The 15392-nt window shown below is 70.6% G+C and carries 14 protein-coding genes; 6 read left to right on the top strand and 8 right to left on the bottom strand.

The features are described 5' to 3' along the window. The first annotated feature begins 39 nt into the window (after window positions 1-39). The 5 genes from G6N64_RS06345 to G6N64_RS06325 all read left to right on the top strand — a co-directional run bounded on the left by G6N64_RS06345 (window position 40) and on the right by G6N64_RS06325 (window position 4275). Window positions 40-576: a Jag family protein gene (locus G6N64_RS06345; RefSeq protein WP_163796108.1), complete on the top strand. Its 537-nt coding sequence runs from the start codon at window positions 40-42 to the stop codon at window positions 574-576. A gap of 66 nt (window positions 577-642) precedes the next feature. Next, on the top strand, window positions 643-1344 hold the full coding sequence (rsmG, locus tag G6N64_RS06340) for a 16S rRNA (guanine(527)-N(7))-methyltransferase RsmG (RefSeq protein ID WP_163796107.1): 702 nt from the start codon (window positions 643-645) through the stop codon (window positions 1342-1344). Continuing rightward, window positions 1341-2342 (top strand): ParA family protein, encoded by a 1002-nt coding sequence (locus G6N64_RS06335; RefSeq protein ID WP_163796106.1) that lies wholly within the window; start codon window positions 1341-1343, stop codon window positions 2340-2342. Before rsmG ends, G6N64_RS06335 begins: the two co-directional genes overlap by 4 nt. Further along, window positions 2339-3325, top strand: coding sequence for a ParB/RepB/Spo0J family partition protein (locus G6N64_RS06330; protein WP_163796105.1), 987 nt, complete (start codon window positions 2339-2341; stop codon window positions 3323-3325). Before G6N64_RS06335 ends, G6N64_RS06330 begins: the two co-directional genes overlap by 4 nt. Window positions 3326-3537: 212 nt before the next feature. Beyond that, window positions 3538-4275 carry an acetyltransferase gene (locus G6N64_RS06325; RefSeq protein WP_163796104.1) on the top strand — a complete coding sequence of 246 codons (738 nt, stop codon included), beginning with the start codon at window positions 3538-3540 and terminating at the stop codon, window positions 4273-4275. Between the two features lie 30 nt (window positions 4276-4305). On the opposite strand, the gene G6N64_RS06320 is transcribed toward G6N64_RS06325, so the two are convergent. The 4 genes from G6N64_RS06320 to G6N64_RS06305 all read right to left on the bottom strand — a co-directional run bounded on the left by G6N64_RS06320 (window position 4306) and on the right by G6N64_RS06305 (window position 7309). Continuing rightward, window positions 4306-5496 carry an N-acetylmuramoyl-L-alanine amidase gene (locus G6N64_RS06320; RefSeq protein WP_163796103.1) on the bottom strand — a complete coding sequence of 397 codons (1191 nt, stop codon included), beginning with the start codon at window positions 5494-5496 and terminating at the stop codon, window positions 4306-4308. A 139-nt stretch (window positions 5497-5635) separates the two neighbouring features. Beyond that, window positions 5636-5962 carry a thioredoxin gene (gene trxA, locus G6N64_RS06315; RefSeq protein ID WP_163796102.1) on the bottom strand — a complete coding sequence of 109 codons (327 nt, stop codon included), beginning with the start codon at window positions 5960-5962 and terminating at the stop codon, window positions 5636-5638. Window positions 5963-5975: 13 nt separating this feature from the next. Continuing rightward, window positions 5976-6947 (bottom strand): thioredoxin-disulfide reductase, encoded by a 972-nt coding sequence (trxB, locus tag G6N64_RS06310; protein ID WP_163796101.1) that lies wholly within the window; start codon window positions 6945-6947, stop codon window positions 5976-5978. Between the two features lie 107 nt (window positions 6948-7054). Continuing rightward, window positions 7055-7309 (bottom strand): hypothetical protein, encoded by a 255-nt coding sequence (locus G6N64_RS06305; protein ID WP_163796100.1) that lies wholly within the window; start codon window positions 7307-7309, stop codon window positions 7055-7057. Window positions 7310-7440: 131 nt separating this feature from the next. On the opposite strand from G6N64_RS06305, the gene G6N64_RS06300 reads away from it, so the two are divergent. Continuing rightward, window positions 7441-7704 (top strand): hypothetical protein, encoded by a 264-nt coding sequence (locus tag G6N64_RS06300; RefSeq protein WP_163794979.1) that lies wholly within the window; start codon window positions 7441-7443, stop codon window positions 7702-7704. A gap of 6 nt (window positions 7705-7710) precedes the next feature. Here G6N64_RS06300 and sigM read toward each other — a convergent pair whose 3' ends face one another. The 4 genes from sigM to G6N64_RS06280 all read right to left on the bottom strand — a co-directional run bounded on the left by sigM (window position 7711) and on the right by G6N64_RS06280 (window position 15327). Next, window positions 7711-8283 carry an RNA polymerase sigma factor SigM gene (gene sigM, locus G6N64_RS06295; protein ID WP_163796099.1) on the bottom strand — a complete coding sequence of 191 codons (573 nt, stop codon included), beginning with the start codon at window positions 8281-8283 and terminating at the stop codon, window positions 7711-7713. A gap of 107 nt (window positions 8284-8390) precedes the next feature. After that, entirely contained in the window at window positions 8391-11993 is a 3603-nt protein-coding gene (gene murJ, locus G6N64_RS06290) for a murein biosynthesis integral membrane protein MurJ (protein ID WP_163796098.1), read from the bottom strand. Then, entirely contained in the window at window positions 11990-14437 is a 2448-nt protein-coding gene (locus G6N64_RS06285) for a DUF6049 family protein (RefSeq protein ID WP_246230981.1), read from the bottom strand. Before G6N64_RS06285 ends, murJ begins: the two co-directional genes overlap by 4 nt. Next, window positions 14434-15327 carry an NUDIX hydrolase gene (locus G6N64_RS06280; RefSeq protein WP_174266763.1) on the bottom strand — a complete coding sequence of 298 codons (894 nt, stop codon included), beginning with the start codon at window positions 15325-15327 and terminating at the stop codon, window positions 14434-14436. Before G6N64_RS06280 ends, G6N64_RS06285 begins: the two co-directional genes overlap by 4 nt. Window positions 15328-15392: the final 65 nt, after the last annotated feature.

The raw sequence follows: 15392 nt of genomic DNA, 5'->3' as shown, positions 1-15392 counted from the left end.
CACCCACGGGTGGGCCGGTGAACGAGGAAGGACGACAACATGACAGATGCAGAGACGACCGAGCGTCCCGCGGAAGCCGACGCCGGCACGGCCGAGGCCAAGACCGGGAACCTGGAGGACCAGCTCGTCGCGGAGGGTGAGATCGCCGGGGACTACCTGGAGGAGCTGCTCGACCTCCTCGACTTCGACGGCGACATCGATCTGGACGTCGAGGGTGACCGTGCGGTGGTGAGCATCGACGGCGGGGGAGACCTCAACAAGCTCGTCGGCCGCAAGGGTGAGGTGCTCGACGCGCTGCAGGAGTTGACCCGCCTCGCCGTTCACCAGAAGACCGGCGAGCGCAGCCGCCTGATGCTGGACATCGCCCGGTGGCGCCGTCGCCGTCGTGACGAGCTCGCGGCCCTCGGTGACAAGATCGCCCACCGGGTCCTAGAGAGCGGACAGCGCGAGGAACTCGAGCCGATGACTCCGTTCGAGCGCAAGATCGTCCACGACGCGGTGTCGGCGGTCGACGGGGTGCGCAGCGAGAGCGAGGGCGCCGAGCCGTCGCGTCGTGTGGTCGTCCTGCCCGGCTGAGTCGCATCCCGCGGGACACGCACCAGAGTTACATCCCTGTAGTTCCCTCGAGTCGGTGGCGGAGGAATGTTTCACGTGAAACATGGCGAAGCGCCACAGGCACCGCCAGAGGCGGCTGAGGTGTTCGGCGCACGGCTCGAGGACGCGGAGAAGTATGTCCGCGTCCTCGCCGGCGCCGGTATCGAGCGTGGCCTGATAGGCCCCAAGGAGATCGACCGGCTGTGGGAACGGCACGTGCTCAACAGCGCGGCGGTCGCCGAACTGATCGAGGACGACGAGACGGTCGTCGACGTCGGTAGCGGCGCCGGCCTCCCCGGAATCCCGATGGCGCTGGCGAAGCCCGCCGCCCGCATCGTTCTCGTCGAGCCGCTACTCCGCCGCGCAGAATTCCTGACCGAGGTTGTCGGGGAGCTGGGCCTCGACGTCACCGTGGTCCGCGGCCGCGCGGAGGAGAAGTCCGTCCGTCAACAGATCGGCGAGATCGACGCGGTCACCTCCCGTGCAGTCGCGTCGCTCGACAAGCTGGCCCGCTGGTGCCTGCCGATGGTTCGAGACGGCGGACGGATGCTGGCGATGAAGGGCGAGCGCGCAGAAGAAGAAGTAGTCGAGCACCGCCGGGTCCTGAACTCGTTGGGTGTCGTCGACCTAAGGGTGGTGAAATGTGGCGTGAACTATTTGACTCCACCCGCAACCGTGGTCGTGGCGCGACGCGGAACGCGGTCATCGCGGACGAGCCGATCGGCGCGCCCGAACAGGAGCGAACAATGACACGCAGTGACCGTCCCGCGGGACGGCGCCCCGCGGCGGACCGACCCGGCAATGCCGCCAATGTTTCACGTGAAACATGGTTGCCGCCCATCGAGCCCGATTGGCAGGATCCCTCCATCGGAACTCCGATCGGAGAGGAAGCCGAACGCGCGGTCAAGATTCTGCATCGGGCCAAGGGCCAGGGACTCCCGCGACCGAAACGGCAGCGGGTCTTCACGATCGCCAACCAGAAGGGTGGCGTCGGCAAGACGACGACCGCCGTGAACGTCGCCGCGGCACTTGCGCTGCAAGGTCTCAACACGCTGGTGATCGATCTCGACCCGCAGGGCAACGCGAGCACCGCGCTGGGCATCGAGCACCGGCCGGGCACACCCTCGTCGTACGAGGTCCTCATCGGGGAGATCACCCTCGAGGAGGCGCTGCATCAGAGTCCGCACAACGAGCGGCTCTACTGCGTGCCGGCGACCATCGACCTCGCCGGCGCCGAGATCGAGTTGGTCAGCATGGTCGCCCGCGAGACCCGACTGCGGAACGCACTGGCCAGCCTCAAGCAACACGACTTCGACTACGTGTTCATCGACTGCCCGCCATCCCTCGGCCTCCTGACGATCAACGCCCTCGTCGCCGCACCCGAGGTCCTGATCCCGATCCAGTGCGAGTACTACGCACTGGAGGGCGTGGGCCAGCTGCTGCGCAACATCGAGATGGTCAAGGCGCACCTCAATCAGAGCCTCGAGGTCACCACGGTGATCCTGACGATGTACGACGGACGGACCCGGCTGGCCGATCAGGTCGCAGAGGACGTCCGCGCCCACTTCGGCGCCAAGGTCCTGCGCACCGTCATCCCGCGCAGCGTGAAGGTGTCCGAGGCACCGGGATACGGAATGACGATCCTCGACTACGATCCCGGTTCGCGTGGTGCGATGAGCTACCTGGATGCCAGTCGCGAGATCGCGGAGCGCAGCGACTCGCACACGACCACGGAGGAGCGCCAATGACACAGCCGCAGCGCAAGCGGAGCGGACTCGGCCGCGGCCTGGCATCGCTCATCCCGACGGGTCCGGCCGACGGGTCCGAGGGTGATCTGCGCATGGGCTCCGCGGCAGCCGACGTGGTGATCGGCGGCGCACCCGGCGCCCCGGTCGTCGACCCCGGCAAGGACGTCGGCGCCGTCTACCGGGAGATCGATCCGGCCGCGATCGAACCGAACCCCAAGCAGCCGCGCACCGTGTTCGACGGCGAGGCGCTCGCCGAACTGGTGCACTCCATCCGCGAGTTCGGCCTCATGCAGCCCGTCGTCGTCCGATCCATCGAGTCGTCCGGTGGCTCACCGCGCTACCAGTTGGTGATGGGGGAGCGGCGGTGGCGGGCTGCCCAGGAGGCGGGGCTCGCCACGCTGCCGGCGATCGTCCGTGAGACCGCCGACGACAACATGCTGCGCGACGCGCTGCTCGAGAACATCCACCGCGCGCAGCTGAACCCGCTGGAGGAGGCGGCGGCCTATCAGCAGCTGCTCGACGAGTTCGGCGTCACCCACGAGGAACTGGCGGCACGGATCGGCCGATCGCGGCCGGTGATCAGCAACATGATCCGGCTCATGCGTCTCCCGGTCGCGGTGCAGCGACGGGTGGCGGCGGGAGTCCTGTCCGCAGGCCACGCCCGCGCCCTGCTGTCGCTCGACGCCGGTGCCGAGAAGCAGGAGGAGCTGGCAGCCCGCATCGTCGCCGAGGGTCTGTCGGTCCGCGCCACCGAGGAAGCGGTCACGCTTGCCAATCGGGACGACGACAAGGCACCGGCGAATCCGCGCCGCAAGCCCATCCAGATGCCCGGCCTGCAAGAGGTTGCTGAACGGCTGTCGTCGGCCTTCGATACCCGGGTCACGGTGAGCCTCGGCAAACGCAAGGGCAAGATCGTGGTCGAGTTCGGGTCGGTCGACGACCTACAGCGAATAGTGGACCTGATGAACGATGCGAAGGCATGACCAACCACACGGCCTAATTACGTCACTGTGACACTCGCGCGGCGCGAACCGCCGCTCGGAACCCGTTGTAGGAGGAAACCCCTTGTCCGCCAGAAGGATTGGTCTGTGGACGGTGTCGCGATGACCTCGGTATCACGCACCGGTCCGCACGCGCCGACGTCACCCGCCGTCCGCGGGTACCGGCGGCCGTCATCCGAGCCCAGGGTTGCCTAATGGCCGCGCGCATCACCCAGTTGCGGTTGCAAGGATTCGAACAACTCCCGAAGCATGCCCGACGGTGCGTCTTCTGGGAGGTCGACCCGTCTACGCTGCCCGGCGACGACCACCTCGCGGACCCCGAGTTCGAGAAGGAGGCATGGCTGTCGATGGTCATGCTCGAGTGGGGGTCGTGCGGACAGGTGGCGATACCGTGCGGACCCGAGAAGGACGCCGACCCCGACACGGAGGCGCCGTGCCTGGGGTACGCGTTCTACGCGCCGCCGCGAGCGGTCCCGCGAGCCGGCTTGTTCCCGACCGGACCGGTCAGTGCGGACGCCGTTCTGCTGACCACCATCGGTGTCGAGTCCGGTGACGACACCGAGACGCTGCCCCGCGGACTGGTCGCGGCAGTCGTCGCCGACCTGGTCCGCCGTGGAGTGCGCGCGCTCGAGGCGTTCGGGCGCACCGCCGAGGCAGCCCAACTCACCGACCCCCGGCACGTCACCCCCGAATTGCGGGCGGTGGTCCGGGCATTGGGGGATTGCTCGGCCGAGCAGTGCATCGTCGACGCCGACTTCCTTACCGACGTGGGGTTCGTCGTGGTCGCCGACCACCCGTACTTCCCGCGCCTGCGGCTGGAACTCGAGCAGGGTCTGGGCTGGAAGGCCGGCGTTGAGGCCGCACTCGAACGACTCTTGGAGACAGCGCAATTGCGGGAGCCGGTGGGCGCCGGCGCGAGCCCCTGCTCCTGACGGAGCAGCCCGTGCTGCTGACGGAGCAGCTCAGCCGTTGGCGGCTTGCTGCTCCACGGACAGTTCGTGGGCCAGCAGCTCGGCGAAGGTGAACGTGCCCGTGGGCCGGTCGTTCTTGCCCAGTAGGTAGAGCCGCTTCACCGAGGCGAGGATGCCCTCGGCGATCGAGTCGCGGACCTCCGGCGAGGCCAGACGGTCCCGGTCGTGCGCATTGCTGATGTACCCGACGTCGACCTGGACGGTGGGCATCCGCGTCAGCCGCAGCAGATCCCAGGTCCGGCCGTGGGTCCGGCAGTCGCGCAATCCGGTGCGCGCCACCACTTCCCGCTGGACGAAGTCGGCGAGGTTGCGCCCGATGGTCGACACCGACCCGTGCGCGTTGCCGAAGTAGAAGGACGCGACGCCGTTGGCCGCCGAGCCGGGGAGCGTGGCGCAGCGCAGGCTGATCATCAGGTCGGCACCCACCGTGTTGGCGGTGTTGGCGCGCTCCGCGTCGAGCGGACTGCGAGCCACCGGACGCGACAGGAACGTCTCCATGCCGATGGCGGTCATCCGGCCCTCGAGGCGGCTGCCGAGGTCCCACAGGATGTCCGCTTCGCTGATCGGGCCCGACGGTCCGTTGATGATCAGTCCGTGGTCGTCGCCGCCGCGGCCCGGATCGATGATGACCCGCTTGCCGGACAGCCGGGGGCCGGACCGTCGCACCAGCTCCTCCTCGCGGATGGCGTGCGGCGAGCCGCCCGTCACCCGGGAGCCCAGGAAGTACAGGGAACGCAGTGTCTCGGGCCCGCAGATGCCGTCGGGGTACAGGCCGTACTCCCGCTGGTAGGACATCAGGCTGTTGTGCGTCTGCAGACCGAAGTGGCCGTCGACCAGGTTGGTGTAGAAGCCGAGGTCCTGCAGCCGCGCCTGCAGCGTGGCGACGTCGTCGCCGTACATCGGGGCACCGAACTGGTGGGCGAGGGTGCGCGCGCCGAGGCGGTAGGACGCCTCCCGCAGCGCGCGGTACGTGGCCTCACCGACGACGCCGTCGACCAGCAGCCCGCGGTGCTGCTGGAAGGCGCGGACCGCCTGGTCGAGGTCGTCGTCGAACACGTCGAGCGCGACGTGCTTGCCGGTGGTGAGGTCGGCGTCGGGGCTGTCGACCAGGCCGAGTGCCGAGAGTGCGGCCCGGATGTCGGTGACCGCGCCTCCTCGGTCGCCGCGGCGCAGATTCGACATAAACCAGGCCCTTCGGTCTCGGATGGCGAACGAAGCCACGCCGGTTGGCGCAGATCAGCTAGCCAGCATTGTCGCAGACGCTCGCGAGGATTCGGAAACCAAGAGGCCGGCCCAAGTGCGTGGCGGCCGCGACACCGGCCTAGTCGGCGAGTTCGCGCAGCAGCGCGGCCTTGCCCTTGGCGCCGACGATGCGCTTCACCGGCTGACCGTCCTTGAACAGGATCATCGTCGGGATCGACACCACCTGGAAGTCCCGTGCCGTGGCGGGGTTGGCGTCCACGTCGATCTTCGCGACCGTGAGTTCGCCCACCTTCTCGTTGGCGATCTCCTCGAGGACGGGGGCGACCATCTTGCACGGCCCGCACCAGGACGCCCAGAAGTCCACCAGTACCGGGGTGCTGCTGGACAGCACGTCGGTCGAGAAGGAATCGTCGGTCACCTTCACCGTATTGGTGTTGTCACTCATGGGATCTCCTTTGTTAGACGGGGGCGGACGTTTCTTGGTCGGTGGCGATGACCTCGTGGTCGGCGAGCCACCGCTCGGTGTCGATCGCGGCCGAACACCCGCTGCCCGCGGCGGTGATCGCCTGGCGGTAGGTGTGATCGACGAGGTCACCGCAGGCGAAGACGCCGTCGAGCGACGTGGCCGTGGTGCGGCCCTGGACGCTGACGTAGCCTTCGTCGTCCAGCTCGACCTGACCGCGGACGAGGTCCGAACGGGGGTCGTGGCCGATCGCCACGAACACGCCCGTCACGGCGAGCTTGGACTCCTCACCGGTGACGGTGTCCTGCAGCCGCAGGCCGGTGACCTTGGGCTCACCCTCGACCTGGGTGACCGCGGTGTTGGTCAGCACGGTGATCTTCTCGTTCGCGCGGACGCGGTCGAGCATGATCCGGCTGGCGCGGAACTCGTCGCGGCGGTGGATCAGCGTCACGTGGTTGGCGAACCGGGTCAGGAAGAGGGCCTCCTCCATCGCGGAGTCGCCGCCGCCGACCACGGCGATGTCCTGGTCGCGGAAGAAGAAGCCGTCACACGTCGCACAGGTGCTCACGCCGGTGCCGATGCGCTCCTGCTCGCCGGGGATGCCGAGGTGCCGGGCCGCCGCGCCCATCGCCAGGATCACCGAGTGCGCCGAGAACGTCTCGTCGCCGACGGTGACGGTCTTGATCGGGCCGTCAAGGGAGACCTCGTCGACGTCCTCCATGCGGAGGTCCGCGCCGAAGCGCTCGGCCTGCTCGCGCATCTGCGCCATCAGTTCGGGGCCGGTGATGCCGTCCTTGAAGCCGGGGAAGTTCTCCACCTCGGTGGTGGTCATGAGTGCGCCGCCGAACTGCACGCCCTCGAATACGAGGGGCTTGAGCTGGGCGCGCGCCGCGTACACCGCTGCGGTGTAGCCGGCGGGTCCGGAGCCGATGATGATCACGTCGTGGACCGTGGAAGCTGAAGTCATAACCGTCCTCGTCATAGCTGGCCGTCACGTGTTACCGGGATCGGCACGCGTATAACACCAGCGTAGGGTGCGGTGTTCCCCGCCCGCAGGCGGCGTGGGCGTGTCGGCTAGCCCGTGCCGGCGCTGCGACGCACACCGTTGGTGCGCCCTCGGGCCGCCACCGTCGCGATGGACGCCCCTACGACGAGCGCCGCCAGCCCCAGCACCCGTCGTCCCCGCGATGGGCGGGTCGGGCGCGGGGCGGAGATCAGGGCCGCGGCGATGCGGTCCGTGACGTGCGGCGGCACCTCGGAGGCGGTGTCCGGGTCGTCCAGGCGCGCCAGTTCACGGCGCACGCGGTAGACGGCGCTGTGGTCGGTCAACGGGTCCTCCTGAACGTCGACTGTGCGTCAGCCGGGAGAAATCCGTGGAAATCGGAATCCTTGGCCCTCGGCAGGCGTTCACTGAAGAGTAGGCGGGCCAGCGTGGGCCGCCGGGAGAGGTCGTCACCGTCATGTTGAGCCGCAGGATCGCCACGATCGGTTCGGCGGGTCTGATGGGGATCGGGGCCCTCGTCGCATCGGTGGGGGTCGCGACGTCGCCCGTCGCCACCGCCGCTCCGTGCGCTCAGTTCATCCAGCCACTGAACCCGTTCCTGCAGACCTGCGGCATCCCGAACGATCCGCCCAAGGTGCGCGGCGCCTCGCCCGGTGCCGGCGCCATCATCGCCTGCCGCAACGAGCCGGGTTGCCTGTCGTACGTCGTGAACGGGCCGTAGTCCCGGTCATCGCCCCACCGGTGCCTCGCGACTCAGCGAGGCCAGCGAGTCCGCCAGCTTCGTCCGGGCCCGCGCGCAGCGGCTCTTGACCGTCCCCTCGGGGACCCCGAGCAGCCGTGCGGTCTCGGCGATGGAGTAGCCGCGCATGTCGACCGCGACGATCGCCGCGCGCTGCTCGACGGGTAGCCGGAGCAGTGCGCGCTCGATCTCGAGTGCGGTGTCGACCACCGACGTGGGGTCCACCGCCGGATGGTTGTCGTCGAGCAGGGGCACGGTCGAGTGAGTCTTGTTGCGACGCAGCCGGTCCAGGCAGGCGTTCACGACGATGCGGTACAGCCAGCTGCTCACGGAGGCGTCGTGCCGGAACGTCGGTGCGCTCCGATGTGCCTTCAGCAGCGCGTCCTGCAGTGCGTCGGCGGCGTCGTCGTGGTTGCGGCTGGTGAGGTGTGCGAGCCGGTACAGCTGACGCCGGTGGCGATGGAACAGCGCCGCGAAGGCGTGGCGGTCACCCGCGACGTGCGCGGCCAGCAGCTCGGCGTCCGACCGCTCACCGTCGGCAAGATCTTCGAAGCTGCTCACAGCCAAACCCTAAGCAGCCCGGACGGCCACTCCAGACACTTCTTTCGCCGGACCGCCCCGAGGTGCCGTGACCAGGCCGGATGGGGGTTGCCCCCTGGGGATGACGGTCAGGACGTCGACTTGAGCGTGATGTCCGACAGCGCGGTCTCGCTCTTGCCGTTCACCGATCCCAGCGTCGTGATCCACACCAGCACGTTCGACGTCGGCGACGCATTGCTGATCTCGATGGTGTTGGACCCGGTCTTCATCGGCGTCGGCGGAGTGAGTTCCGTCGTGTCCTCCAGCGTCGCCGGGGTGGCGGTCTGCGCCGAACGGATCTGGATGGAGGTGCCGGTGCTGTTGAGCGTCAGGGACACCGAGGCGAGCGTCGTGGGCTGCGGCAGCTGCAGCAGCAGGCCGACGCCGTTCTTGAACGACGGGAAGGGCGCCGAGTCGCTGTAGGTGTCGGTCGGCCAGGCGGTCGCGGGGTTGCCGTCGATCGCCAGGCTGGCGTCGGCGGGGTTGTCGGCTTCGCCGCCGGGTGAGAACACCGTCGCGCGAACGGGTTTCACGACACCGGTGTTGGCCGGCGCGGTCTCGCTGCCCGGTGCGTTCAGGCCGAGCTCCTGACGGTCGAGGGGGCCGCCGACGTCGTCGAACAGGCCGCGCAGGCCCATGGCGAGCCCGGCCAGCACCAGGACGACGATCACTGCGCCGACGCTGATCCCGATCACCAGGCCCTTGCGCCGCCGGTCCACGGCCGTCGGCTCACCGTCGGGCCGGCGCGACCCGCCGCCGCCGTCGGCCTCGGGCGCGTCGACGGGCGCGATCAGGTCGGTGCGGTCGGCCACGGCCGTCGCCTGCTGCAGCAGGTTGAGCAGCGTGCCGGCGGTCCGGATGCCACCGTTCTCCTGGACCGCGCGTGCCGCCGCGGCAGAGATCTGGAACGGGATGTCGCGGTCCACCGACCGCGGCTCCACCGGGAAGCCGGCCGAATCCTGTTCTGCTGAAGCCATTCCGCTCTTGACGCCCGTTTCGGGCAGCGGCCAGCGGTCGACGAGCAGCGCGTACAGCGCGGCCCCGATGCCGCGGATGTCGTCCTCGGGGGTCGCGTCGGGCATGGTGGCCGGGAAGGCCAGCGCGACGTCGCCGTCGATGCTCACCCGCACCCGGCCGGGATGGTCGATCGACAGCGCGACGCCCTCGCGATGTGCGGCCTCGGCCGCCGCGGCCAGGGACTGGATCGCCCGCGCGCCACCGATCGCCGACGGCGCGGTCTCGGCGACCTCGGCCAGTGAGCCACCGCGAATCCACTCGGCGACCACCAGCCCGCCCGAGCCGGTGTGTACGACGTCGAGAACCCGTGCGACGCCGGGCATCTCGAGGCGACTCAGCTTGAGCGTGCGGGCCAGGATCTCCTGGAGCTCCGCGTCGGGGAGGGTGGCCTCCGGGTCGACGAACGTCAGGGCGACCTGGCGGTCCAGCGCGGTGTCCAGCGCGTGCCAGAACTGGAGGTGGGGCGGTCCGCCGTGGAAGACCAGCAGCCGGTAGCGGCCCGAGGCGATGGTGGCGCCGGGGATCAGGTGCACTTCCTCGTCGTCGGTCGCGGCCTCGATCGGCGGCTCGTTGAGCATGCCGAAGGACAGCGCCTCGCGGGTGGGATCGCCGCCGTAGTCGGCCGGTGGCCGTCCGGACGAGGGCGGGCCCAACTCGCTGGGGACGTCGGGTTCGAAGTCGTCGGCGGACGGGCGCGGAATGCGGGTGGTCGCGCCGGCCTCGGCGTCGGCCGCGGAACCACGGCCGGATTCGTCGGTCACCGCTGGTCCTTTCCGGTGTCCCTCCCAGGGCCTGCCTGCGGCAACCCCCACCGGAGGTAAGCCTCGCGGCACCGGCCCGGGTGGGCGCGGAGGTGAACTTCTGTGCTCAGAGTACGTGACGGGGGCGTCGAATCGCGGTCGGACGGCCTGTTGCTGGGGGCTCGCGGGCCGGGCCGCGGGCACCGTTCCCCGGCCGAGGCGACGTCGCACGAACGCCACTGCGGATTGCGCCTCGGGCACCTTCGCCGCGAGCAGCACGGCCGCGATGATCGGGAGCATGATCAGTCCCAGCACCAGGAGTCGCAGCAGTGAGCCTGCGCCGCCGTGCTCCTCCGTCAGCGACTCCAACCCGAACACCTGATCGACGACGTGCGCGATCAGGCCGGCACCCATCGACGAGGCGATCGTGACCAGGATGGTGCGGATCACCGGCAGCCCGATGAGGCGGCCGTCCGCCGGGTTGAGCTTGTTGCGCAGCAGTACGTGCCCGACCGTGGCACCGGCGATGAAGCCCAGGCCGTTGGCCAGGCCCAGGTATCCGGCGACGAGGTCGGGATCGTCGGTCAGGTGCGGGGCGGCCACCGACGCCGCGACCTTCACCGACGTGATGACGAGGATGAGGATGATCGGCGTCCACGCCTGCTCGCGGGCGTAGAACACCCGCAGCTGCAGCAGCACCAGCGAGTAGGGGATCAGCGTGAAGGCCGACAGCGTGATCGCCATGCCGAGGTAGCCGGCGTCGGCGGATCCGAAGTTGCCGTACGAGAACAGCGCGCTGCCGATCGCCGGCCCGCCGACCGTCATGAGGGCGACCACCGGGATCATCGTCACCATCGTCAGACGCGTGGCCAGCGCCAGGTCGGCGAGCACGGCCGGGGTGTCGTCCGCGGCGGCGTTGCGGGACAGTCGCGGCATGACGACGGTGAGCACCGTGACGCCGATCATGCCGAAGGGCAGCATCAGGACGAGCCAGGTGTAGTTGTAGATGGCGGGGCCGGATGCCGCTGCCTCCGCGGCGATCTGGTTCCCGACGATCAGGCCGATCTGGCTGATCAGGACGTAGAGCACCATCGCCGACGCCATCGTCCCGAACTGCTTGAGCCGGTCGTCGACGCCCCAGAGCGGGCGCAGGCTGATCCGCTCCTTGCGAATGGCGACGAGCAGGACCGCCGTCTGTGCGAACACTCCGAGCGTGGTGCCGACGCCCAGCACCAGTAGCTTCGCGTTGCCCATCTCGACCGGGTTCAGCGAGAGTTCGCCGGGCACGATGACGTAGAGGCCGAGCGTGGCGATCGCAACGAGGTTGTTGACGACCGGGGCCCACGCCGGTGGCCCGAACACGTTGCGGGTGTTGAGGATCGCCATGAAGACCGACGACAGGCCGTAGAAGATCACCTGCGGCAGAAGCAGATACGCGAACGCCGTGGTGAGCGACCGGTTGACCAGCGGGTCGTCGCCCAGCATCAACCGGACGAGCACGGGCGCGGCCACCACCGAGATCAGGGTGGCGATCAGTAGCAGCGCGGTGGCGAGGGTGACGAGTCGGCGCACGAACGACGTCCCGCCGTCGGCGTCGTCGCGTTCGGCGCGCGCCAGCACGGGCACGAAGATCGCGGTGAAGGTCGCCTCCAGCACCAGGGCGGCGATCATGTTCGGCAACTGGTTGGCGATGGTGAACGAACTCGACAGCGCCGCACCGAGTATCGCTGCGAGTAGGACGATCCGGATGAACCCCGTGATGCGGCTGACGAGCGTGGCGACCGCCATGCCCCACGACCGCGACACCACCGCGGAGTCGGAGAGCTCCTCGCGCACGGTCGTCGGCGACTCCCGTCCCGCACGTCTGCGCGGAGCGGGGCCGCGCGGGATCCGTTGGCGGGGCGGCGAGGGTGGTTGCCGCGGAGGTGGACTCACTCGTCGTCCGGGGCGTGCGCGATCGCCACGTCGAGCGGATCGGATCGGGCGCCCGCGGGCGTGAAGTCGGGATCGGCGTCCCTGCGCTTGGGCCGGTCGAGATCGGCGTTGTCGGGCTCGCCACGGAACCGGTGCCAGAGGCGACGTCCGACCAGCAGGAACAGGACCGCTCCCGCCGACAGCGTGATGACGAACAGGACCTTGCCGTAGGCGTTGGAGTGCACCGACAGGCGGACCGGCTCGCCGAGCTGCAGCCCGTCGACCGTGCGCAGCGCGACGTCCACGGCGACGCGCTGGGTGAAGTGCACCTCGATGGGCACCCGCAGCGGCAGGTAGCCGGGTGGCAGTTCGATCTGACCCATGTCGGTCACGGTCATCCCGGGTGGCGCGTCGACGTCGAGCCGGACGCGGATGGGGACGGGCAGGTCGTTGCGCAGCGCCAGCGGCAGCGGGCTGCGTTCGGTCGCCAGGGTGTAGGACCCGCCGGGGTTGACGATGCTGACCGCACCGAACAGGTCGTCGATGGTGGTGGCCGCTCGGCGGACGCGCTGCTCGCCGAGCCCGTTGCGGGCATCGGGCGGCACCGACTGGCTCAGTGCCCGCAGCATGTCCTCGCGCAGCGGAGCGGTGTACTGCGTGCCGGTCAGCCCCGTCCGCTCGTCGGTGGTCAGGGCCGACGTCAGGCCCCACAGCCGGGAGTTCGCCGACGCGATGTCCCCGGTGACCGCGCCGCTGATCTGGGCACGCGGGTTGCCGAGCGCGTCCGGGGGGAGCGGATCGTCGACGGCCGGGGCGGTGGCGAGGCTCTCGGCGATCACCGCGGTGAGCGGGCGCGGCGCGGTGAGGCCCGCGCGGATCGACGTGCCGAGCGCGGACAGCAGGGCCGCGGCGTCGTCGGGCTGCAGGTCCCACGTCACCGGCGGCATCAGGATCTCGGTCCGCGGCTCCGACGCCGGGCGCAGGCCCCGCCAGAGCATCGCGGCGAGCGCGTCCTGACGACGGGCCACCTGCGAGTCGTGCTGAAGCGGCACCTCCAGGGAGGAGTCGAGGTACGACGGCGAGGCCGGCTTGGGTCCGAGGCCCGCGAGCGCCGCGCCGACCGTCGGGTCGAACGGCGCGGTGACCACCTGGGGGCCGTACCGTCGCGGCGCCAGGTCGGCGTCCGGTTGGTCGTCGGCCGTCGAGTCCTGCGCGACGTACTGCGGCGCGGCCACCGCGACCGTCGGCTCCCGCTGGGAGAGAAGCCGGACGGCGGGACCGGTCAGCGGGCCGTCGCCGAGCAGCGTGGCCCCGCGCACCGACGCGACGCCCAGGATCTGGTCGACGACGTCGGCGGTCTCGGTGGTGGCGATCGAGGCGAGGCCGGGATCGCCGACCCGCTGCAGCGCGGTCAGGTCGGCCTGGGCGTACACCGTCGGCGTCACGCACATCCGCTGCGCCAGGGTCTTCAGCCGGCCCAGCCAGTTGACCGCGGCCTCCTGCCCGGTGCCGGGGACCGTGGCGCCGGCGAGACCGGCGTCGGGGGCGTCGACCACGACGTAGCCGGTGGTCATCGCGTTGACGGTGATCAGGAGGTCGGGGTCGACGGCCAGGCACGTCGCGGCGCGCACCCGCCCGTCCGGGTCGACCGGGGGACTGGTCGCGAAGTCGGCGGCCGAGAGCAGGGTGTCGAGCCGCCCGCCGGGCGCGAGCGACGTCGCGAGTTCGTCGTCGACGAGGCGGACGGGGGTGGTTCCGCCGGGCACGCCCGCGGCCAGCCGCGGTCTGTCGGCCAGCGGCCACAGCATCGTCACCTGCACGGGCCGCGACGTGTCGGGCGGCACGACGGCGGACACCGGGTCGGTGGGTTCCACGGACGGGTCGGGGGGCACGCCGAGCACCGGCAGCAGGAAGCGGGCGTCGTCCAGACGGGCCGGCGCACCGTAGTCGGGGGTGCCGTTGACGTTGACGAGCAGGGGGTACACGCCCGGCTCGGCGATGCGCAGCGACGGTCCGGCGTTCGAGCGCAGCGGGTAGGCGAGCGTGAACGGCACGCTCTCGCCCTGGTTGAGTTCCGGTGCGACGGTGATGAAGTCGGCCACCGGCTGGTACTGGTCGCCCGCGCCCGCGAGGCTGGTGCGCAGGCCCGCCGACGCCGCCACGGCGTCGGCGTGCTCGAGCCGGACGACGACGTCGCGCACCGAACGGTCACCGACGTTGGCCACCCGGCCGGTCACCGTGACGAGCGGGCCGCCGGCCGTGTCGACGATCTCAGGCGTGACGCCGTCGATGCTGATCTTCAGGAACTGGGTGGTGCCCGGTTCGCCCGCGGCGGCCCGCGGCAGCAGCGCGGGCGCGCCGACGAGGGTCAGGAGGATCAGCGCGGCCACGAGGCGGGCGGCGACGTCGCGTACCGCGCGGGCCGTCGTGGTCGCCGCCCGGGACGCCGGGAACGCCGGCGTCATGGCCCCTGGCCGCAACCGTTCGCGCGCCGGCCCGGCCGGACCTCGCCCCGGTCGCTGCGCTCCGCACCCCGGGACGTCTCACCGCGGTCGGTGCGTTCCGCGCCCCGGGACGGTTGCGCGGTGTCGTCCGAACGACGGCGGGTGTGGGAGTGGGTCTGCGGCCGGCGGCGCGGTGCGGTGCGCGGCAGCGGCGGCAGGGACTCCGGCCCGTCGGTGTGCAGCTTGTCGATGAGTTCGCCCGCCACCTTGGCGAGCTTGCGTTCGTCGGCGTAGGCGAGGCGCGAGGGCAGGTCCCGCAGCGGCACCCACGCGACCTCGGTGACCTCGACGTCCTCGTCGGACAGCTCGCCGCCGAGGAACCGCATCAGGTAGTGGTGCACCGTCTTGTGCACCCGGCGGCCCTCGGTGACGAACCAGTAGTCGATGCTGCCGAGTGCGGCGAGCACGCTGCCCTCGATGCCCGTCTCCTCCGCGACCTCGCGGATCGCGGTCTGCTCGGCGGTCTCACCCATCTCGATGTGGCCCTTCGGCAGCGACCACAGCATCCGGCCGCGGCGGTCGATGCGACCGATCAGAGCGGCGACCTGCCGGTCCTTGGGGCCGTCGATGCCGTCGATGACGAGGCCGCCCGCAGACGTCTCGTGCACGGTGCGGAGCCGTTCGACCGGGCGACGGGCGGCGGCGTTGCGGTGGCCGTTCGGCGACGGGATCGGCGTCGGCACCGACGCGGGAGTGGGGGAGGGTGCGGCGCGGATGGGTTCGTGAGGTGCGGGCGCCTGGGCCGTGGGGGCGGCGTCGGCGGCGGTGGCTGCCTCGGGCGGGCCTGCCGAGCGTCGGCCGCGGCGCCTCCCCCGGCGCCGTCGCGGTTTGGCCCGTTCGCCGTCCGACACCCAAGCGATAGTAGTTGCCACCCGTCCTACACCCGGCCGCCACTCACCGTTGGTGCCGTGCTGAT

Source organism: Mycolicibacterium sediminis, from assembly GCF_010731735.1.
GTDB lineage: Bacteria > Actinomycetota > Actinomycetes > Mycobacteriales > Mycobacteriaceae > Mycobacterium > Mycobacterium sediminis.
The sequence above is the reverse complement of the archived record's forward strand: the minus strand, read 5'-3'. Positions and strand labels throughout refer to the sequence as shown.

Coding starts and splice junctions, on each gene's coding strand:
- G6N64_RS06320 (WP_163796103.1), bottom strand. CDS start 5,496: ATGTCGAATCTGCGCCGCGGCGACCGAGGAGGCGCGGTCACCGACATC.
- rsmG (WP_163796107.1), top strand. CDS start 643: ATGTTTCACGTGAAACATGGCGAAGCGCCACAGGCACCGCCAGAGGCG.
- G6N64_RS06345 (WP_163796108.1), top strand. CDS start 40: ATGACAGATGCAGAGACGACCGAGCGTCCCGCGGAAGCCGACGCCGGC.
- G6N64_RS06330 (WP_163796105.1), top strand. CDS start 2,339: ATGACACAGCCGCAGCGCAAGCGGAGCGGACTCGGCCGCGGCCTGGCA.
- trxA (WP_163796102.1), bottom strand. CDS start 5,962: ATGAGTGACAACACCAATACGGTGAAGGTGACCGACGATTCCTTCTCG.
- G6N64_RS06325 (WP_163796104.1), top strand. CDS start 3,538: ATGGCCGCGCGCATCACCCAGTTGCGGTTGCAAGGATTCGAACAACTC.
- G6N64_RS06300 (WP_163794979.1), top strand. CDS start 7,441: ATGTTGAGCCGCAGGATCGCCACGATCGGTTCGGCGGGTCTGATGGGG.
- trxB (WP_163796101.1), bottom strand. CDS start 6,947: ATGACTTCAGCTTCCACGGTCCACGACGTGATCATCATCGGCTCCGGA.
- G6N64_RS06285 (WP_246230981.1), bottom strand. CDS start 14,437: ATGACGCCGGCGTTCCCGGCGTCCCGGGCGGCGACCACGACGGCCCGC.
- G6N64_RS06335 (WP_163796106.1), top strand. CDS start 1,341: ATGACACGCAGTGACCGTCCCGCGGGACGGCGCCCCGCGGCGGACCGA.